The organism is Burkholderia sp. HAN2018 (genome assembly GCF_024704855.1).
Lineage (GTDB): Bacteria > Pseudomonadota > Gammaproteobacteria > Burkholderiales > Burkholderiaceae > Burkholderia > Burkholderia cepacia.
Genome location: NZ_QOBB01000011.1, coordinates 1 through 19,658, shown reverse-complemented (window position 1 = coordinate 19,658; position 19,658 = coordinate 1). Strand labels below are relative to the sequence as shown.

Genomic DNA, 19,658 nt, shown 5'->3' with positions numbered 1-19,658 from the left:
CGGCGCGGCATGCGACGGAGCACACTGTTGATAGCGATCCGCGCCGGACGGCGTCGGACAAGAGGATCGAGAAATGAGTCTGAATGCCGGTTCCACGACGTTTGCCGCTCGGCTGCTGATGTTCATGGCCATCCTGCTGGGGACGGCAGGATGCTCGCGGGCCACCGATGCGTCGTTTGCGGCGTCGGGTGTGGCGGGTGTGTCGAGCGCGCCGGCCGAGCCCGACACGATGGGCTTGAAGCTGAATGCCCTCAACTACACCGACGTTCCGATCGGCGCGTTCTACGTCGACGGTACCTGGGGCGGGGCGGTTCCGGCACGCATCGGCAGCGGCGGCGGCGCGATCGTCTGCTGCGTCGCGTTACCGAAGCAATGGCATCCGGGGTTGACCGTCAACCTGCAGTGGCGGGACGACAACCTGTACAGGAAGGATCCGAAGGCGCTCGCGAGCCGCGTCGTGCCGGTCGAGCGCTACGACGCGTTCTCGGACGGCTTCCTGTGGGTCCTGTTCTTTCCGCACGATCGAATCAAGGTCTATGCGTCGCAGTGGATGCCCGGCTACCGCGGTTTTCCCGAAAATCTTCAGGCGCCCGCCGAAGCGTGTCCGGGACACTTCACGTTGCGCAACGGCGATCCGCAGTGCCCGAATCCCGACAAGAGGATCACGCCATGAGTTTCCGCTTCGCGAGCGCTGACCGGCCCGACGTTGCGGTCGTCACCCCGGAGGAGCAGGACGCGATCATGCGCCGCCTGCACGACGACGACGGGATGAGTTGCTGCAAGACGCTGCATGTCGGCATCTTCTTCGACGGCACGCGCAACAACGCCCATCGCGATCGCGCCGGCGGCAAGCACAGCAACGTCGCACGCCTGTTCGACGTGTTTCCCCGCGACAAGTATCACAGCGCCATCTACGTGGCGGGCGTCGGCACGCCCTTCGTCGACGAGGTCGGCGATCAGGGTGTCGGGCTGCAGGCCGCGGCGGGCGCCGCGACGGGGTGGGCCGGCGAGGGGCGCATCAACTGGGCGCTGCTGCAGATCCACAACGTCGTGCATGCGCACGCGTTCGGCAATTCGCTGTCCGCGGCGCTCGGCAAGAGCGACAAGGCGCTCGCGAAGGCCGTCAGCGTCGACCTGAATTTCAAGGGCATCGATCTCGGCGGCACGCCGCCGAAGCCGGGCAGTCTCGGCGACATCAACGCGCGCGGCAGTTCGAGCGCCGGCGCGCTCAAGCTGATGGCAGCCGAGCAGAACGGGATCGAACTCACCTGGGATCGCGACACGATCTGGGCACAGCTCAAGGGCGAAGTCGATACGGCGAACTGGACCGCGACCATGCGCGCGTGGGACGACAAGCGGCGCGCCGCGTTGCGGGCCCGTTGCGCGCAGCTGAAGGAGCGCGTCGGCGATCTGCTGGTCAAGGGCAAGCCGAAACTGCAGCGCATCCGCCTGTATGTGTTCGGCTTTTCGCGCGGCGCCGCCGAAGCGCGCACGTTTTCGAATTGGCTGAACGATGCGCTCGACGCCGATTTCAGCCTGTGCGGCGTGCCGGTGTCGTACGACTTTCTCGGCCTGTTCGATACGGTCGCGTCGGTCGGCATCGCGCAAAGCACGGCCGCGACGTTGTTCGACGGGCACGGCGGCTGGGGACGCAAGGAACTGATGGGGCTGCCGCACTCCATCCGCCGCTGCGTCCACATGGTCGCCGCACACGAACCGCGCGGATCGTTCCCGCTCGACCTGATCGATGCGTCGATCGACGGGCGCGAGGAGATCGTCTATCCGGGCGTCCATTCGGACGTCGGCGGCGGTTATGGACCGGGCGAGCAAGGGCGTGGCACCGGCGATGCGGACAAGCTGTCGCAGATACCGCTGCTCGACATGTATCGCGAAGCGCGCAAGGCCGGTGTTCCGCTCGACATCAACGGGCCCGGCGTCGCCGCCGAAGCGGCCGCGGCGTTCGCGATTTCGCCCGCGCTCAAGCGCGCGTTTTCCGCCTACGTGAAAACGAGCGCGGACTACTACTACGCCAAGGAACACGGCACGCCGGGCCTGATGCGCGCGCACTACGGGCTGTACCTGCGCTGGCGCAGGATGCGCCTCGACAACTTGCGTACGCAACCATCGTTCCTGGCCGCCAAGGCCGCGTACCCGCAGGATGCCGTCGATCTCGACAGCGCGAACGAGGAACTGCGGCTCGAATGGCGCGACCTGCTCGAGTGCGAGAAGCAGGGTGGCCCGACCGTGAGACGTTACGCGGGGAACGCGGTCAGCAAGAAGCTCACGCAGAACCCGAAGGCGGCAGCCGTCATTTCCCCGGCCGTGCTGCCGATCGTCCAGGGCCTGCAGTCCGCGCTTCCGCTCGTCGGTCCGGTGGTACGCGCGAGTGCGAAGCGCGCCGAGGATTTTTTCCAGTTGCAGCTCGACGAGAAGTGGCAACAGTGGCTCGAGGTGCGAGGCGACTGGAACATGGGGCCGCCGGAGGCGCCGATCAGCGCGCTGTACGACAACTTCATGCACGACTCGCGCGCGTGGTTCAAGCCGCTCGGCGACGACGACGACGTCTGGAACTACAACCAGATCAAGGCGCTGAAAACCCGTCAGGCGGAATTCGAGCGCGAGCACGCGGCGTGGCAGAAGCGTCGGCAACTTGGCCTGCCGGGGCCGTCGCAGATCATGCAGGTGATGGGCGCGAGTGCGCTCGGGCTCGGGCCCGGGGTCAGCGCGGTGCAGGAGCCCGAACCGCGCTCGCCGCTGAGCGCACGGCAGGCCGATATCCTGAAGCGCTACGACGCCGCGCAGCAGGCCGCGCAGAAGGCACGCGCGGCCAAGGACGCGAATGCGCCGACCGACAGCGCCGTGCTGACCGATCCCGATGTCACGGGCGGTCTCGCGTTGCAGGATTCGGGACGCGAGTTTTCGTTCGTCTGGGGTTACCTGCGCTGGCGCACCGTCTACGTGAACGGCGTGCGCTGGGATGCGCCCCACGTACCGAGCGTGCAGGAAGAAATGGAGGCGCAGCGCAAGATGCTGCAGTACAAGGTCAACATGAACGGGATGTTCCCGCAATGATGCGGCGTACTGTCTCCCGCGCGCGGCGGCCGCTCGCCGTTGCACCGCAGAACCGATTCGATACGAACCAGCCGACGCGAAACGCATTCGCGCGCGATTGCCGAGAAACGACATGGATCTTGTTGCCGCATTAACGGGGTACGGGCAAGCGACCCGCCATATCCAGATCGATACCGCGATGCCGGGGGCATTCGTGGTCGAGCGCTTTCACGGTCGTGAAGGGATCAGCGAATCGTTCCGGTTCGAGATCGACGTGCTGTCGAGCGAGCCGTTTCTCGATCTGGCGCCGCTGATCGGCAGCGCCGTGCGGCTGCGCCTTGCGACGGCGGCGGGCGAGCGCTGCTGGAACGGCTACGTCACGCATGCCGCGTATGCGGAGAGCGACGGCGAGTTCACGCGCTACCGGCTCACGATGGAATCGTGGCTCGCGCTGCTGCAGCTGCGCCGCAATTGCCTGTATTTCGTCGATCTTGACGTCGAGGGCATCTGCGAGCAGGTGTTCGGCGATTACCCGGAAGCGCATCGGCGCTACGAGCGAATCGAGCCGCTGCGTGCGTTCCGCCTGCGCGGCCAGTATCGGGAAACCGATCTCGATTTCGTGTTGCGGCAGTTGTCGGAAGCCGGGTTGTCGTTTCGCATCGAGCACGGGCAGGACGCGGGGAGCGCACCGTCGGGCGATCATACGGTTGTCGTGTTCGACCGCCACGCGCGGCTGCCCGACGGCAGTGCGATCGCATTCAATGCGCAGGACGTCGGCGATCCGGACGGCGTGATGACGCAATTCTCCGATCGACGTCAGCTGGTGCCGGATCGCGTGGTGGCGACGAGCTGGAAAGCCAGCGAACTCGTTGCGCTGGCCGGCCAGGCGCAGCAGCCGGCCGACGCCGACGCGCCGCTGCTGCCGGTGCGGGAGGTCTACGACGGCCAGCGTGCCGGCCGCTTCGACACGAGCGGCGACGTGCAACGTTACGCCGAGCAGCGTCTCGACGCGCTGCAGCTCGCCAAACGGGTTTACCGTGGCGGCGGATCGTCGCGCACGCTCGAGGTCGGCAGGGTGCATACGCTGAACGATTATCTGAGCGGCACCGTGCGGTTCGTGCCGCTGTCGATCGAGCATGAGGCCGTCAACAATCTCGGCGCGCAGATCGGGCAGCTGTTCGGACGCGGCGAGCTCGAGAAGGGCCTGTATCGCAACCGCTTCGTCGCAGTGCCGGAAGGCACGCCGATCGTGCCGCCGCATCGCGACCGGCCGACGGTGCACGGCGTGCAGACCGCGATCGTGGTCGGCGAGCCGGGCGGCCGCGTCAGCAGCACGCGCGATCATCAGGTCCGCATCCAGTTTCCGTGGATGCGCGGGGTCGCGCCGCTGCCTGGCGGGCTGACCGATACGGCGAGCCGCTCCAATCCGGCCGGCCATGCGCCGGGCGACCATCGGTCGGGCATCCTGGTCCGCGTCGCCGAACAGGCCGCCGGGCCGAATTTCGGTCATGCGTTCGCGCCGCGTGTGGGGGCGGAGGTGGTGGTCGGCTTCGAGTCCGGCAACATCGATGCGCCTGTCATCCTCGGCCAGGTGTACGGCGGCCGGGTGCGACCGCCGTTCTCGGCCGGCGAAGGCAGCGACGCGAATCATTCAGGATCGCTGACGGGCCTGCAGACGCAAACGCTCGACGGGCAACCGGGCAGCCGCTGGGTGATGGACGATGCGGCCGGGCAATTGCGCCACGAACTGAACAATTCGACCGCCGGCACGCGCCTCGCGCAGGGCTATCTGATCGACCAGCAGGGCACGATGCGCGGCGCCTATCGCGGTGAAGGCTTCGAACTGGCGACGCAGGGCTGGGGCGTCGTGAGGGCCGGCGCGGGCTTGCTGGTATCGAGTACCGCGCGTCAGTTCGGTGCGTCGACGCAGCTGGACGTCGCCGAACGCGTGGAGCAGTTGAAGGACGCCGAGAAAACCGCGCAGGAACTCGACCGGGCGGCCACCGGCGCGCTGGCAGTCGGCCTGAGCGCGAACGCGGCGCTGACGGATTTCCTGAAGGCGATCGATCCCGCGCAGGACGGCAAGTATGCGGGGAGCGTGGGCGGCCAGAGCGCGACCAAGCCGAGCGGCACGCAGCGCGACGGCGGCGATCCCGTCGAGCGATTCGCGACACCCGCGGTGCTGATGGAGTCGCCGGAGAACATCGTGGTGACGACGCCGGACAGCGCGGTGTCGTATGCGGCACAGCATGTTCATGTGACGTCACAAGGTGATGCGCACGTGGGCGCCGGTGCGACCGTGGCCGCGGCGACGGGCGATGCAGTAAGCCTGTACAGCGTGGCGGGCGGGCTCAAGGCGATCGCGGGCGAAGGGCCGGTGAGCGTCGAGGCGCACGCGTCGACGATGGAGATTCTCGCGGACCAGACCGTGCGCGTGACGTCGACCGACGAGCGCGTCGACGTGCTCGCGCAGGATGCGATCGTGCTGCAGCAGGGGCCGAACCGGATCACGCTGAAGGGCGGCGACATCATCGTCGAGACACCGGGGCAGTTCGCGGTGAAGTCGGGCGGGCATCCGTTCCCGGGGCCGCGCGCTGCGAGCGTGAAGCTTCCGGCGCTGCCGGTGTTGCCGCAGGGCGATCCTTGTGACTTCCTCGTACAGGCGCTGGCGGCGAGTCCGGCGGGGAGAGGGGCGGTGGCGGCGGGGGGGAGTGCGGCGGGTGTGGCGGTGACGGGCGCGGCGAGTCCGGTGGCCGGTGCAGGGGTATCCGGGGCGGGCGTGGCGGCTCAGGCGTTCGCGCGTGCCTCGAGCCAGCCGATCCCGACGCCGACACAGCCTGCTCAGCCGGCCGCGCCGGTTGGTCCTGGCGCTGCCGGCGCCACGTTACCGCGAGAGCCGCAACTCGGACATTCGGCTCCCGTGCCGGTGTCGGACGAACTCGAGGGACTGCCCAAGAGCGGCCCCACCGGATCCATCGCCCCATGCAATCTTCATGTTCCGCCGCTCAAGCAGCTCGAATATCGGCCGAGCATGGGGGCGGTTGATTACTATGAAACCGACGACGCAGGTCGGCCCGTACTCGAAAACGACCAGCCGCACCTGCTGCGTTATTCCTCGTCGAGCGGCATGTACGATATCGAATACACACCGGCCACGGCCACGCTGACGGCCACGGTTCGTCTTCGGGTCGTGCTGATGGACCAGCATGAGTACACGAATGGCAGACTGCTGGTGGACCGGAAAACCGGTAAACCGGTTTCGATTCCGTTCGACAGTGATGGGCCGATGGATGACGCGGTCGTCTGGCAGAAGGTCGAGCGACCCGAGGGTTCGGCCGATCTCGCCGGCTTCAAGCAGCGGATCGAAAACGGGCTGAACCGTAACCATTACTACATGCAGCCGAAGGCATGCCCGCTCGGAAAGAACTGTACCTGCAAGGTGAAGCTGAAGCAGGAGATCGAGTTCATCACGACCACCGGGCGCTTTCACCGCACCATCAGCCTGTTTCCGCAGGAGTCGCGGGCGAATTCGGAGAGCTGGGGCGAAGTGCAGGTCGAGTGGGATCATGTGAAGAAGAAGGCGAAGCGTTCCCCCACGCAAAACGCCATCATTCACGAGGCGGGGCACCACTATGGGTGGCCGGACGAGTATTTCGAGGATGGGGGCTCGGTCTACGGCGCCTACATCAACCAGCAGAAGCTGGTCGACGTCACGATGCCGCAACTCGAGGACAACTGGCAGCGTACGACGGACACGAACCTGATGGGCCAGGGGATGTTTCTCGCGAAGCCGGAGATACCGAAGTACTACATGTACGGATTCCGCGACTGGTTCCAGCAAAAGACCAACATCGAGTGGGAAGTCCTGAAATGATGCGTTTTGCACGGACCCTGGTGGCGATGACATTGATTCTTGGAGTGACGGACATGGCGTCTGCGAAAAACGAGCGTGGCTATTTCGAAATCCGCAGCGGGTCCGGGCAGACCAATCCCGCGCCCAACATGGTGATCACGGATGACGGCAAGACGCTTTCCTACTATTCGCGCGGCAGGGAGCTCGATCACAGTTCGCAGGGCCGTTATCTGGGCATCGGGAAATATACGGTCGAATCGAGCGACACCTATGCCCGGCAACTCGCGGAAATCCGGCTCGTGCTGAGCAAACGGGACGCGGCGGTCCGGGACGCGGTCAACGCGGGACCGGTTCTGTCTTATTCGTTCGACATGGATGGACATCACTACGAGGGCGCGTTCAACTACCAGGCGGAACAGCCGGTACAGGAGAAGATCGTCGCGTTGTATTCGCTCGCGAAGGAACTGCTGAGGCAGGGAAAGCCGGAGATCAATCTGCGTCCGGCATTGTCGATTCGCTCCGGCGCGAACCACTTGCTGGTCGAACTCGAATTCACGAACGCGGGCCGGCACGAGGTCGTCATAAATGGTCCGGATACCTGGACGGACAATCTTGCGATCCCGAGCCGGCGATATGTAGAAGTCCAGGGAAACAACAGCGCCGGTGCCGACTTCAAGGTGCGCCTTGGCAGCAAGTATCTGATCGACGCGTCGCGTCGCTACGCCAGCGAAATCGCCGTCAAGCCGGGTGACGTGATCCGTCTCGGGTTCGCGGTTCCCTACGATGCGGTGTCGTTCGACAGCGATTCGTCCATTCAGCGCATGGAAACCGGCACCTACGATTTTGTGGGTCGCATGCAGGGCAATGTCGACCAACCAGGCGAGATGTCCGGCAGGTTCTTCACGTGGACGGATCCGGTTCAGTCAGTCGGCTTGACGCGGGAGTGACGCGGTGCAGACTGAACGCGCGCCGCGCGCGACACTGACGGTCAGAGGAGTCGAAGGTGCTCGTCGAGCGGGAATTCGGGCCGGTGGAATCAGGCGACGTTTGCTGTGTTTTCTGGCGGCGATGCTTCTATTCGGCGTGACGTCGGCCACATCGGCGCAAGCGCGCCGAGACTACTTCGAAATGCACAGTAGCCCGGGGCAGATCGACCCTTCGCCGCCGTTGACCTTCAGGCTCGATGGCAATCGCGTCGCCTATTTTTCGCGTGGACGCGAGCTGGACATCCTACCGCCGGCGAATTACACGGGTATCGGTAAATACACGGCAGAACTGAACGATCGTTACCGACGGGAATTCGATCAGGTGAAGCGGATGCTGGCCGGTGGCAAGATCGCTTCGGTCCCGGGCCGGAATATCGGATCGGTTCTGGCGTATTCGTTCGAGCTGAAGGGAACGCGGTATCGAGGCGATCTTCAGTATCGCTCCAGCGACGGGATCGCCGACAAGCTGGCGTTCCTCTACGATCTTGCGCAGGATCTGCTGGATCACGGCACACCCGAAATCAATCTGCATCCGGCGTTCACCGTGCACGCTGCGTCGGGGAATCTGGTGGTGGACGTCGTGTTCAGGAATGACGGCAGGCAGGAGGTCGTCATCGACGGTCCCGATCAATGGTCATCGAAACGCGTACCTCCGAATGTGCAATACGTCCGGATCGGTGCACTCAGCGCCGCCCGCGTCGGCTTCGAGGTCGGGCTGGTTGCGAAGTACCTGAGTGACGCCTCCCGCCCCTATGCGTCTGCGATTTCCGTCAAACCCGGGCAACCGGTGATGGTCGAGTTCGTTGTGCCTTATGAAGCGCTGACGTTCGATCCGGGGTCCTCTGCGCAACAGATCGACGGGGGCGTCTTCCGGATGACCGGCATCGCGAATATCAACATCCGGACGCCTGCTGAAATGGAAGGCAACGCATTGATACGGATGGACGCGTTACCCGCCGTTGAATTATCCGACCGGTAACGAGTACACCGGTGCTCCGACTTCCCGAACTGTACGCGTCACCCCCCGCGAACCCCGAACCAACCCATCATGCCGACCCAATCTGACCTCATCCAGGCGTTCTTCCGCGGCTGGTCGCAGCACGACCGGTTTCTGTGGCTGACCACGCCGCTCGGCGCGGACAAACTCGTCGCCGAGAGCCTGCACGGATGGGAGTCGCTCGATCGCGGCGGCTTCCGGTTCCAGGTCACTGCGCTGACCGAGCGTCCCGACGTGCCGCTCGACAAGCTGATCGGTGCGCCGATCCTGATCGAATGGCAGGCCGCCGACGGGCAGGACGCACGGCGCCCGTTCCACGGCCATGTGATGGCCGCGGAACTCGTCGGCTACAACGGCGGGCTCGCGCGCGTGCGACTCGTCGTCGAACCGTGGCTCGCGCTGCTGCAGCAGCGCGTCGACAGCTACAACTTCGTGAACGCGAGCGTGATCGAGATCAGCGAACAGGTTTTCTCGCACTACGCGCGTGGTGCGGTCGCGCCGGCATGGCGCTGGTCGCTCGCCGATCCCGCGCGATATGCGAGCCGCAGCCTGACCGCACAGGCCGGCGAATCGGACTTCGCGTTTCTCGAGCGTCTGTGGGCGGAAGAGGGCATCTTCTACTGGTTCGAACACGAGGGCGACGCGCAGTCGACGAACCTCGGCACGCACACGCTCGTCCTCGCCGATACGAACCAGCGTTTCGCCCCGGCCGAACCCGAGGTCGTCGGTTTCCACCAGACGAGCGACGGCGATCCGCGCGGCGGCATCCGGCACTTCCTGCACGCGCGCCGCTGGCGCATCGGCAGCGTCGCGCGCGCCAGCTGGGATCATCGAAGCCTGTCGACCCGTCCGTCCGGCGTGCGCGCGGACGGCGCGGTCGTGCCGGGCGAGGATCGCGACGTCGCCGGCCCGTACGCGTTCCAGACCACCGCGATCGGCGAACAGCGCGCGCAGCAGCAACTCGACGCGCAGCGCGTGGCGGCGCTGCAGGCCGAAGGCAGCGGCACGCGTCGCGATCTGCGGCCGGGGCTGCACTTCGCGATGTCGCAGCATCCGTCGCTCGATGCATCGCGCACGTTCGTGTGCCTGCGCGTCGAGCACGACGCGCGCGCGAACGTGGGCGCCGACGTGCACGGTGCGATCGCGCAGCGACTGGGCGAGATTCCGCCGATGCCCGACGCCACGCCCGGCGAGTCCGCCGGATACGGCGGCGCGCAGGCGCTGCGTGCGGCAACCGACGCCACGGCGCACGCTGGCAGCGCGCTCGTGGACGGCAACGAGGTGTACCGGAACCGCTTCGCCGCGTTGCCGTTCGACCAGGCCTATCGGCCGCTGGCGTCGAACGGGCACGGTGCGCGCGTGCATCCGGTCGCGGTGATGCCGGGCGCACAGACAACCGTCGTGGTCGGCGCGGGCGATCCGGTTCACACCGAACGCGACCACCGGATCCGGATCCAGCATCACGCGCAGCGTGGGCAGAATTCCGCGAGTCGCGAAGCGCATCCGCGCGCGGCGAATGCGCCGGCCGATCGTGGCGCCGGCACCTGGACGCGCATGGTGACACCGGTCGGCGGCGACAACTGGGGCGGCGTGAGCGTACCGCGCGTCGGCCAGGAAGTCTGGACCGAGTGGCTGGAAGGCCAGCCGGACCGGCCGGTTGCGGTCGCCGCGCTGTACAACGGGCGGGGCAACGCCGACGCGCAGCACAATGCGCTCGCGGGCGGCCCGAGCGGCAGCACGGCCAATGCGGCGGCCTGGTTTGCCGGCAACGACCATGCGGCCGTGCTGACCGGCTTCAAGACGCAGGACATGAGCGCGAGCCAGACCGGTGCGGGCGGCTCGCGGCAATTCATGCTCGACGATACGGCGGGCCAGTCGAGTGCGCGCCTTTACACGACCGATCACGACAGCGGCCTGACGCTCGGCCACGTCAAGCAGGTGCAGGACAACCGCCGTCTGGCCGATCGCGGCTACGGCGCCGAACTGTCGACGCAGGCGGCCGGTGCGCTGCGCGCCGGTGCCGGCCTGCTGATCAGCACGGCGCCGGGCGTGAACCAGATGGACGCGAGCGCGGCGAGCCAGGTGCTCGCGCAGCAACGCGAGATGCTGCAGGGGCTCGCGGATTTCGCGCGCAAGCAGGGTGCGGAGCCGGGTGTGAGCACGGCGCAGCCCGGTGTCGCGAGTGCCGGCGCGAGCGCCGCGTCGCCGCTCGCGGCGATCGAGGGGCTGCAGCAGAGCCAGGTGTCGATCGGCGCGACGCGCGAAGGCAACGGCGCGGGCGGTGCCGGCGGCGGCGGTGCGGTTGCGTGGCAGCATCCGCATCTCGTCGCGCACGGCGCGGCCGGCGTCGTCGCGATGACCGCGCGAAGCCACGTGTGGACGTCGGGCACGCAAACCGTGCTGAGCGCAGGACGCGACGTGCAGGTCACGGTCCACGGCAGGTCGAGCATCGTCGCGAAGGAAGGCATCGCGCTGTACACGCACGGCACCTCGGGCGGCAGCCGCCCGGTGCCGGCCGTCGGCATCGCGCTGCACGCGGCGACGGGCGCGGTCACCGTGCAGGCGCAGAACGCCGGGACGCTCGACGCCAATGCGCAGCGCGCAGTGACGGTGTCGAGCGCGCAGGCGAGTGTCGCGCTGCAGTCGCCGAAGCGGCTGCTGCTGACGGCCGCCAACGCGTTCCTGAAGATGGAAGGCAACGACATCGTGATCGGCGCGCCCGGCAAGGCGACGTTTCATGCGGCCCAGCACACGCTGACCGGGCCGCGTTCCGCGAACGTGCAGCTGCCGTCGATGAACAAACCTGCGTGCGTCGAATGCATGCGGGATCTCGCGCATCGCCACGAAGCGATCGCCACGCGCGGGTGACGGCGATGACAACGCTGCTTCAGACCTGGGAAACGACGGCCGCCGCGGAGCACGCGGCGTTTCCGGATACCCATCGCTATCTGCTGGCCGATGCTTCGCAACTGCCGATCAACGCGGCGCCGTGGCGCGAGCTGATCGCGCAAGGGCAGGTTCACAACCTGCTCGCGGGTCAGCCGGAAGCGAGCAACCCGGAAGTCTGCGCGCTGGTGTGCGACTATCGTGCGCCGCACGTGTCGGCGTTGCTCGAACGACAGCTCGCGCGGCGGCCGTTCGCGTTTCTGTCGCTGGTCAGCGTCTATCCGCTCGACGAACTCGCGCCGAAACTTGGTATCCGGACGCGCGTGACGTTGCCCGACGATCGCGACGGCCTCCTGCGGTTCTACGATGCGGCGGTGTTCCAGACGCTGGCAGGCGCACTGTCCGGGGCGCGCTATCAGGCGCTGTTGTCGCCGTGCGTGTCGTGGACCTGGGTGTGTCGCGATGGAACCGTCGGTACGGTGCGGCATCCGCGCCGGCACGAGCGGATCTTCTACGCGCGCGTGGACGCCCGCGAGCTCGACGCGTTGCGCCGCGGCAGTCGGCCGGACGCCGTGCTGGCCGAATTGCGGCGCAACGGCCGGATCCCGGCCGACGCGGATCCGTTCGACACATACGCGCGCATGCTCGCGCTGTTCCGCGTGCTGGATGCACAGGGGCTGAACGACGACAGGCTCGCCTACCGGATCGGCGCGACGCTCGCGATGGTCGGCCACGTGCGGCTCGACGATGCGAGTGTAGCCGAGTGCATCGCCGCGCATCGGCACGATCACGACGCGTTGTGCGACGCATTGCTGGATCGCCTGCTCGAGCACGGCGAGGCAGCGAATGCCGCGACGGAACAGGAGGCGCAGCGATGAACGTGCCCGCGCTGTTTTCGTTGCGCGGCCGGGCCGGGCGCATGCAATGGTGGAGCGTGACGGTGCCGTTGCTGGTCGCCGGTTCGGTGTTCGACGCGCTCGCCGATCTGCCCGCCGCGCGGCGTGCGCAGACGATCGTCGACCTTGCCGGATGGGCATTCGCGATCGTGATGATCTGGCTGCTGGTCGCGGTGTCGGTGCGGCGCTGGCACGACATCGGCAAGTCCGGGTGGTGGACGCTCGTCCATGCAATTCCCGTCGTCGGCGCGTTCGTCGCGATCGCGATGAACGGGTTCGTCCGTGGCGACGACGTACATAACCGGTTCGATCCGCCGTCGCGCGGTGAAGGCAACAACGACGCAAGTTTGCGAGGGTATCGATGAAATTCAGGGCAGGGATGCACGTTTTGGCGCTGGTCGGGCTCGGTGTGCTCGCCGCATGCGGCAAGCACGGCGTCGACGTGTCGGCGGAGCCGCATAACGTGTGCGTCACCGGATACAACGAGTACGGCCGCAAGCTGCACGAATTCTGGCTCGACAACGAGCACAAGTCCGGGTGCTTCGGCAATCCGGCGGCGCGCGAGGACGGCGAGGCATTCGGCGGCGGCGGCGGCTTTGCGTGTGGCTGCAAGGTGACGCCGGGGCAGAAGGTGAAGCTGTACTGGGAATTCGCGCAACCGCTGGCCGACATTCAGCGCGGCATCCAGCCGGAGCGCAAGACGATCGACGTGACCATTCCGCAGCCGGAATCGCCGACGTCGCGCTATCTGCGCGTGTATTTCCGCAAGAACGGTACCGCCGAGCTGCAGTGGGTCGACGACATGAACGCACCCGAGCTCAAGCCGACCCAGGAGAAGTGAGCGCCATGGCCGAAATCAACCTGAAGAAGGATGCCGCAAGCGCGGAGACGGATCGCGTCAGGGCGGAAGCCGAGCAGATGTGCCCCGCATGCGAGCACATGCTGTGGGTCAGCTTCTATTTCGACGGATTCGGTTTCGGCGACAAGGAAGGACCACGAACCAACATCCTGAAGCTGTTCAACGCCGCATACGACAAGAAGAACAAGAACATGCGGCGCTTCTACTATCCGGGGCTCGGCGCCGATTTCGACCCGGAAGCCGGCGTGCTTCGGCAGGTGTTGAAGGACAAGGCGCTCGACACCGCCGGCGAAAAGGCCGGCGACAAGCTCAAGGAGATGACCGTCGACAAGGCCAAGGAGAAGGGCATGAAGACGGTCGAGGACGCGTGGAAGCAGAGCGGCAGGAAGGGGAATTCCACGCTGAGCGGCCGCGTCGGCGACACGGTCGGCACGGTGTTCGACAAGGCGAAGGAAGGCGTGGGCGACGCACGGAAGCGGCTCGAGCGAGCGGTCGCGCGGCCGGGGGCGGAAAAGAACCGCGCGTTGCGTTACCTGAAGCGCGAATGGCGAGGGTTCTGGCGCGATGTCGTCAAGTATCCGTACCGGATTCCGAAGACGGTCCTGAAGGAGGTCGGCAAGGAAACGCTCGGCGCGCTGGCCGAGTCGTTCCAGCTCTCGCGCGACACGAAGCTCGGCGCCGCGCTGTTCAATACCGGCGTCGATACGCGCCTGAAGGCGGCGGACGAAGATTTCAAGGCGGCCGTGGCGGGTGCGAAGCAGGCGGGCACGATCAACAAGATTCATGTCGCGATCTTCGGTTACGACATGGGCGGCGGCCTCGCGCTGGCCTTTGCCAAACGGTTGCTCGAGGAAACCTGCAAGGGCGGGAAGTACGACGGCGTGGCGGTCAAGATCAAGTTCATGGGCCTGTTCGACTGCGTGACGAACCGTTTCGACGACAACCTGCTGACGGGCTACATTCCGTTGAGCAACGCGGTGTCGTCGGATCTGATCTTGTCGCCGGACATCGAGAAATGCGTGCACTACGCGGCCGCGCATGAACTGCGCGTGTACAAGCCGTTGACGATGCTCGGCGTCGATCCGGCCGACATGCGCGGCCGGCGGCAGGAGCGCCTCTTTCCCGGCGCGCAGGTGGACGTGGGCGGCGGCGCGATCGAAGGCGAGGACGGCATTTCCGACAAGCTTGCGCGCCTGCCGCTCGAGATGATGTACCACCGCGCATACGGCGCGGGCATTCCAATGCCGAGCCTGACCGCGCTGGCGAACGAGGACGGCGCGCTGTATCAGCAGATCGTCGCGCCGCAGGAGGTCCAGGCCTTCCAGCTCGACTACCGGGTGGCCGTCAAGAAGCTCGTGGCGACGACGCGCGAGATTCCGCCGCTGTCGCCGCTGGGCGCCGGCATCGGCTATCCGTCGGCGGCGCTCAGGCCGTCGACCGGGACGCTCGATTTTCTCAATCCGAAGCCGCTGCCCGACATGACGGACGGTTGCCGCGTGCCCGACCGGACGCCGCCGCGCCCGGTCGTCGTGACCGACCTGCCGAAGGACATCCAGGGCGAGCTCAAGGGCCACATGGTCGTGTACATCCAGTGGCTGCGCATGTGGTACGACCGGGCCGAGAATCGCACGGCCGCGACACAGCGCAAGCCGGGGTGGCTCGGCGGCGCGGCGAATCCGCTGGCGTACGGCCGTTACGAGAAGCTGGTGCGCGAAATCGACTACCAGAAGCAGCACGGCACGCGCCCGGGATACGGGTTCGATCGGAAGCAGGCGATGAAGCAGCTCGACGGCGAGTTGCCGGCGTCGATGTTCAATACCGACCCGCAGGCGCAGGCGCTGTTCTGGCTGTGGAACAATCCTGGCGAGCGCCTGCCGCAAGTCGAAGCGATGTATCCGCTGTTCGTGAAGCACGTGCACGACAGCATGGCCGAGAGCGATATCGAGGCCGTGTGGAGCCACCTGGTGTCGATCAAGAACTACATGAATACGCGGGCGATGCAGAAGATCGCGACCGCGCCCGACAAATCCTTTCTGGATCGCGTCGCGGACGTGTACCACTCGCTGGTGTCGACCGTATCCGCACCGCCCGGCACGACGGTCGTTCGATAGTCGGCCGGCCGCCGACCCACGCCGGCCGGCGACGCGCGGCTGGCCCGTGCGTTACTTCGAGATGTACCAGAGCGCGTCGGTGCTGACGCGCGCGGCCGGCTTCGTCGTGGCCGGCGCCTGAGGCGTCGCAACCGGAGGAGGCGTGTTCGACGTCACCGCGGTGGGCCACGTCGCCGGCGTATTCGACGGGGGCGATGCCGTCGACGCATTGGCGGTACTCGCGGTCGGTGCCGAACCCGACGTCGACGCCGTGTCGATGTACCAGAGCGCATCGGACGATGCGGTCCGCCTGGTCGACGCATTCGCAGCCGGCTGTTTCGCAGCCGGCGCGGTGGCAGCCGTTGCCGCCGTCGCGCCCGAACGCGGCGTTCCCGCCGCCGCCGTTGCCTGCGCCGTCGTCCCGGCTCCGCCACGCTGCGCACGCGCCTCGAACGGCCCGAGCTGGAAGATTAACGTTTGCGCGGGACGCGTCAGGACGGCATACGGGAACTGCAGCTCCCACGACATCAGCACGCGGCCTGACGACGTTTCCGTGAAGATCGCCGGCAGGTGCTTCATGTCGCTGAACTGCACGTAGACCCGCGCGCCGTCGTCGAACACCTGGGTCGGCTTGGCCTGGTCCGCCCCGGTGACCGTCCAGCCGAAGTTGTACGTGCCGGCCGGGCCGGCGGGGCCGCCCTGCGGGGGCGCCGGCGGCGTAGCCGACGAGATCGTGCGCGGGCGCGTGACCTGCTGCGGGGCGGACACGCTCAGGCTCGCGAACGGGTTGTACGCCTGGGCTTGTTGCGGCGGCGTAAAGGACGGTGGAAGGATGGGCATGGGAGTATCCGGCGAATCCGGCATGGTCCGGATTGCATCATAGACCTTGCGCGCATACGCGAGGCGCTTGTCGGGCGACGCGGAGTTGTACGCGCCGATCGCGTTCCAGTTGGCGCCGAGCTGGCGGATGTTCTGCGACAGGATCCACGCGCCGACATACGCGTTCGTGCACGCATCGAACAGGCTCTCCCGCGTGATGCCTTCGCGTGCGAGCGTCGGCAGCCAGGTGCTGTTGATCTGCATCAGCCCGATGTCGACCGTGCCGTTCGTGTTGGTATTGACGGCGTTCGGGTTCATGCCCGACTCGACCTGCGCGATGCCGCGCATCAGGCTGACGCTCACGTGCTGGAACGCGGCCGCGTCGTCGAGGCAATCGGCCCGCGCGACACCGTGCAGCGCGCACGACAGCGCAATCGTCGAGGCGATTTTCAGCGTTTCTCGGCTGATCGAACGGGTGGTCTGACGCGGCATGGCAGGATGGGGCGGAATCCGGGCGCCCGGTGCAAGGAAATTACGCGAGACGCGAAGTGTGCCATAGCGAGCGGGCAAATGGCTCGCGTCAAACTTTCCTTTGCATTTGCCCATGCGCCGACACGCCTTTTTATCGTGTCCGATCGCGGCGTGCGGCGAAGCATTATCGGTAAATATGGCCGGATTTCATGGTGAATGCCGGGGCAATGGCGGCGCCGGAATACTGACGCATCGCGTCATTCGTTCCAGGAAATCGGTGCTGAATCAAACCGGATGAAAATCGGCAGGCAGCCGATATCCGGGATGAAATGGGCTATGAAAAGGCGATCGGGAAACACGCCGGCGGCCGGTGCCGCCGTATCGGTCGATGCGGATTCGGCCGGCCGCACGGCGGACAGCCGGCCGTTTTGCATCAGAAGCGGTGACGCAGGCCGAGGTTGACCATCGTCTGCGAGCTCGTGCCCGCGTAGCCGTACGAACCGATCGACGCCTGCGCGCCCATCGAGCCGCCGTTGCCGTCGCCGGTCCGGCCGCTTGCGTGCTGGTACGCGGCGGTCAGGTAGACGTCGGTGCGCTTCGACAGGTTGTAGTCCGCGCCGGCCGATACCTGGTGATAGGTGGCCGACGTGTCGCCGCCCGAGCGCGTATAGCTGTAGCCGACGCCGACCAGCAGCGCGTTCGTCGCCTGGTAGTTCACGAAGCCTTGCCCGGTGTTGTAGTGCTCGTTCGAGTTGAATACCGAGCTCGCATCGCGGCGGTACTGCGCGTTGCTGTAGCCGAGGCCGAACGTGAACGGGCCGGCGACGTACTGGCCCGCGATGCGCGCGATGCCGATCGAGTGCGCGCTCGCATAGCCGTTGTTGATCGGGCCGTCGAAGGTGCCGTCCGACGAGCTGGTCCAGCCGGTGCGCAGCGCGTTCGACGCGGGGCTGTTGGTCGCGTGGAAGTAACCGCCCGCGACGCTGAACGGCCCGTTGTTGTACGACACGGCGGCCGAATACGATTGCGCGGCGCCGGTGCTGCCGGCGATGCCGCCGAACGAATACATCGCGGAGAACTGCAGGCCCGCATAGACGGCCGACGTGTACTTCACCGCGTTGTCGACGCGGAAGCTGTTGTCGTAGTTGTCGACGTCGCCGGGCGTCGCGAACACGCTGCCGAGATAATTGTCGGCGGTGATGCCCTGCACGAGATCGACGAGCGGATCGTACTGGCGGCCGAACGTGAGGGTGCCGTAGCGGTCGCTCGTCAGGCCGACGAACGCCTGCCGGCCGAACATGCGGCCGCCCTGGCCCTGCCGGCCGTTGCTTGGGTCGAAGCCGTTCTCGAGCTGGAACAGCGCCTTCAGGCCGCCGCCGAGATCCTCGGTGCCTTTCACGCCGAAGCGGCTGCCGGCCAGGTTGCCCGCGCTGCTGTTGCCGAGCATCCACGCGTTGTCCTTGCCCTGCGCATGGTTCACGTAGGTGATCGACGTGTCGATCACGCCATACAGCGTGACGCTCGACTGCGCGTGCGCGACGGGTATCGCCGCGAATGACGCGATGGAAATCAGCGAGAGGGTCGTGCGTTTCATTTCATCTCCTTGCGCATTGGCTTGTATTCGTGATCCGGAATGGCAGGAGACTACCGAGTGCGATTAAAACGGAAAAACGAAATTCTCTTTTGTGGCTTGAGGCAGACAGGGATGTGCTCCAGTCTCGACGATCGAGGGATTTGAATTATTGAAAATTGCGTATCAATTGATTGTCATTTCGCAATTTGGCCATTCCGGCTTGCATATCTCGCGATAATCTCGATCGATTTGACGGGGCGTCGAGGCGGCCCGGATATTGTTATCGATCCGTCAAATAACTATTTAATGAATCGATTTGGCCGCGGTGTAATGAATGTGTTAACGACGCGTCGGGCGACGGCATCGCGGCGGCGTCTCCCTTCCTGTCGCGTTGTCGTTGCGCGCGTGGCACGCCGGTCGTCGATCTGGCCTTGTATATAATAATCATTCTCATTTACAAGATCGTTGACGCCTGCGCACCCCGGAACCCGGCCATGTCTGCTGACCAGCTGTCCCTCCATCGAGAAATCGACGCCCTCTATACCGGCCACCACGCGTGGCTGCGCGGCTGGTTGAGCCGGAAGCTCGGTTGCGCGCACCGCGCGGCCGATCTGGCGCACGACACCTTCATGCGCCTGCTCGCACGCGACGAGCCGATCGGCGCCGACGAGCCGCGCGCGTTCCTGACCACGGTCGCGCAGCGCGTGCTGAGTAACCACTGGCGGCGCGAGCAGATCGAGCGCGCGTATCTCGATGCGCTCGCGCAGCGCCCCGAAGCGCATGCGCCGTCGCCGGAGGAGCGGGCCGTCGTGCTCGAGACGCTGCTCGACATCGACCGGCTGCTCGACGGCCTGCCGCTCGCGGCGAAGCGAGCGTTCCTGCTCGCGCAACTCGACGGGCTCACGCAGGCCGAGATCGCGCGCGAACTCGGCGTGTCGCTCGCGACGGTGAAGCGTTATCTCGTGAAGGCCGGCACGCAGTGTTTCTTCGCGATGGCGGCCTGACCGATGGCCGCCCCGGGAGCGCCGACGGTGTCGCCGCAGGTTGCGCGTCGCGCGGTCGAATGGTGGGTCGACCGGCAGGCCGGCCGCACCGGCGAAGCGTTCGACGCCGCGCTCGCGCGCTGGCGCGCGGAGGATCCGGCGCACGACGCGGCGTGGCGCCATATCGAAACGAT

The 19,658-nt window shown here is 66.4% G+C and carries 15 protein-coding genes; 12 read left to right on the top strand and 3 right to left on the bottom strand.

The annotated features are described in order from the left end of the window. Positions 1-73: 73 nt before the first annotated feature. The 10 genes from DPV74_RS04405 (at position 74) to DPV74_RS04360 (ending at position 15,639) form a co-directional block, all read left to right on the top strand. Positions 74-673: a DUF3304 domain-containing protein gene (locus DPV74_RS04405; protein ID WP_119336604.1), complete on the top strand. Its 600-nt coding sequence runs from the start codon at positions 74-76 to the stop codon at positions 671-673. Further along, on the top strand, positions 670-3,072 hold the full coding sequence (locus tag DPV74_RS04400) for a DUF2235 domain-containing protein (protein ID WP_119336603.1): 2,403 nt from the start codon (positions 670-672) through the stop codon (positions 3,070-3,072). Before DPV74_RS04405 ends, DPV74_RS04400 begins: the two co-directional genes overlap by 4 nt. A gap of 112 nt (positions 3,073-3,184) precedes the next feature. Then, positions 3,185-6,925 carry a type VI secretion system Vgr family protein gene (gene tssI / locus DPV74_RS04395; RefSeq protein WP_119336602.1) on the top strand — a complete coding sequence of 1,247 codons (3,741 nt, stop codon included), beginning with the start codon at positions 3,185-3,187 and terminating at the stop codon, positions 6,923-6,925. Continuing rightward, complete coding sequence (locus DPV74_RS04390; RefSeq protein WP_124815629.1) at positions 6,922-7,851, top strand: hypothetical protein; 930 nt, start codon at positions 6,922-6,924, stop codon at positions 7,849-7,851. The genes tssI and DPV74_RS04390 overlap by 4 nt, the downstream gene beginning before the upstream one ends. Before the next feature lie 4 nt (positions 7,852-7,855). Then, on the top strand, positions 7,856-8,869 hold the full coding sequence (locus tag DPV74_RS04385) for a hypothetical protein (protein WP_162922942.1): 1,014 nt from the start codon (positions 7,856-7,858) through the stop codon (positions 8,867-8,869). A gap of 69 nt (positions 8,870-8,938) precedes the next feature. Then, positions 8,939-11,755, top strand: coding sequence for a type VI secretion system Vgr family protein (locus tag DPV74_RS04380; protein ID WP_119336599.1), 2,817 nt, complete (start codon positions 8,939-8,941; stop codon positions 11,753-11,755). Between the two features lie 5 nt (positions 11,756-11,760). After that, positions 11,761-12,651 (top strand): DUF4123 domain-containing protein, encoded by an 891-nt coding sequence (locus tag DPV74_RS04375; protein ID WP_240439923.1) that lies wholly within the window; start codon positions 11,761-11,763, stop codon positions 12,649-12,651. Beyond that, positions 12,648-13,034: a DUF805 domain-containing protein gene (locus tag DPV74_RS04370; protein WP_119336597.1), complete on the top strand. Its 387-nt coding sequence runs from the start codon at positions 12,648-12,650 to the stop codon at positions 13,032-13,034. The genes DPV74_RS04375 and DPV74_RS04370 overlap by 4 nt, the downstream gene beginning before the upstream one ends. After that, positions 13,031-13,510: a DUF3304 domain-containing protein gene (locus tag DPV74_RS04365; RefSeq protein WP_034195792.1), complete on the top strand. Its 480-nt coding sequence runs from the start codon at positions 13,031-13,033 to the stop codon at positions 13,508-13,510. Before DPV74_RS04370 ends, DPV74_RS04365 begins: the two co-directional genes overlap by 4 nt. Before the next feature lie 5 nt (positions 13,511-13,515). Beyond that, positions 13,516-15,639, top strand: coding sequence for a phospholipase effector Tle1 domain-containing protein (locus DPV74_RS04360; protein WP_119336596.1), 2,124 nt, complete (start codon positions 13,516-13,518; stop codon positions 15,637-15,639). A gap of 51 nt (positions 15,640-15,690) precedes the next feature. Here DPV74_RS04360 and DPV74_RS04355 read toward each other — a convergent pair whose 3' ends face one another. The 3 genes from DPV74_RS04355 to DPV74_RS04345 form a co-directional block, all read right to left on the bottom strand. Continuing rightward, a complete protein-coding gene (locus DPV74_RS04355; RefSeq protein WP_119336595.1) occupies positions 15,691-16,929 on the bottom strand; it encodes a transglycosylase SLT domain-containing protein in 1,239 nt (412 codons plus the stop codon). A 236-nt stretch (positions 16,930-17,165) separates the two neighbouring features. After that, entirely contained in the window at positions 17,166-17,342 is a 177-nt protein-coding gene (locus tag DPV74_RS04350; RefSeq protein ID WP_162922941.1) for a hypothetical protein, read from the bottom strand. Continuing rightward, positions 17,342-18,502, bottom strand: coding sequence for a porin (locus DPV74_RS04345; RefSeq protein WP_119336594.1), 1,161 nt, complete (start codon positions 18,500-18,502; stop codon positions 17,342-17,344). The genes DPV74_RS04350 and DPV74_RS04345 overlap by 1 nt, the downstream gene beginning before the upstream one ends. 473 nt (positions 18,503-18,975) lie before the next feature. Here DPV74_RS04345 and DPV74_RS04340 point away from each other — a divergent pair, with 473 nt between their 5' ends. Both DPV74_RS04340 and DPV74_RS04335 read left to right on the top strand, forming a co-directional pair. After that, positions 18,976-19,485 carry a sigma-70 family RNA polymerase sigma factor gene (locus DPV74_RS04340; RefSeq protein WP_119336593.1) on the top strand — a complete coding sequence of 170 codons (510 nt, stop codon included), beginning with the start codon at positions 18,976-18,978 and terminating at the stop codon, positions 19,483-19,485. A gap of 3 nt (positions 19,486-19,488) precedes the next feature. Next, positions 19,489-19,658: DUF4880 domain-containing protein (locus DPV74_RS04335; RefSeq protein ID WP_119336633.1), on the top strand; the 170-nt coding region annotated here is incomplete at its 3' end.

What these genes read in the sequence shown, in the direction of transcription:
- DPV74_RS04405 (WP_119336604.1), top strand. Translation starts at nt 74, where the DNA reads ATGAGTCTGAATGCCGGTTCCACGACGTTTGCCGCTCGGCTGCTGATG.
- DPV74_RS04400 (WP_119336603.1), top strand. Translation starts at nt 670, where the DNA reads ATGAGTTTCCGCTTCGCGAGCGCTGACCGGCCCGACGTTGCGGTCGTC.
- tssI (WP_119336602.1), top strand. Translation starts at nt 3,185, where the DNA reads ATGGATCTTGTTGCCGCATTAACGGGGTACGGGCAAGCGACCCGCCAT.
- DPV74_RS04390 (WP_124815629.1), top strand. Translation starts at nt 6,922, where the DNA reads ATGATGCGTTTTGCACGGACCCTGGTGGCGATGACATTGATTCTTGGA.
- DPV74_RS04380 (WP_119336599.1), top strand. Translation starts at nt 8,939, where the DNA reads ATGCCGACCCAATCTGACCTCATCCAGGCGTTCTTCCGCGGCTGGTCG.
- DPV74_RS04375 (WP_240439923.1), top strand. Translation starts at nt 11,761, where the DNA reads ATGACAACGCTGCTTCAGACCTGGGAAACGACGGCCGCCGCGGAGCAC.
- DPV74_RS04370 (WP_119336597.1), top strand. Translation starts at nt 12,648, where the DNA reads ATGAACGTGCCCGCGCTGTTTTCGTTGCGCGGCCGGGCCGGGCGCATG.
- DPV74_RS04365 (WP_034195792.1), top strand. Translation starts at nt 13,031, where the DNA reads ATGAAATTCAGGGCAGGGATGCACGTTTTGGCGCTGGTCGGGCTCGGT.
- DPV74_RS04360 (WP_119336596.1), top strand. Translation starts at nt 13,516, where the DNA reads ATGGCCGAAATCAACCTGAAGAAGGATGCCGCAAGCGCGGAGACGGAT.
- DPV74_RS04355 (WP_119336595.1), bottom strand. Translation starts at nt 16,929, where the DNA reads ATGCCGCGTCAGACCACCCGTTCGATCAGCCGAGAAACGCTGAAAATC.
- DPV74_RS04350 (WP_162922941.1), bottom strand. Translation starts at nt 17,342, where the DNA reads ATGCAAAACGGCCGGCTGTCCGCCGTGCGGCCGGCCGAATCCGCATCG.
- DPV74_RS04345 (WP_119336594.1), bottom strand. Translation starts at nt 18,502, where the DNA reads ATGAAACGCACGACCCTCTCGCTGATTTCCATCGCGTCATTCGCGGCG.
- DPV74_RS04340 (WP_119336593.1), top strand. Translation starts at nt 18,976, where the DNA reads ATGTCTGCTGACCAGCTGTCCCTCCATCGAGAAATCGACGCCCTCTAT.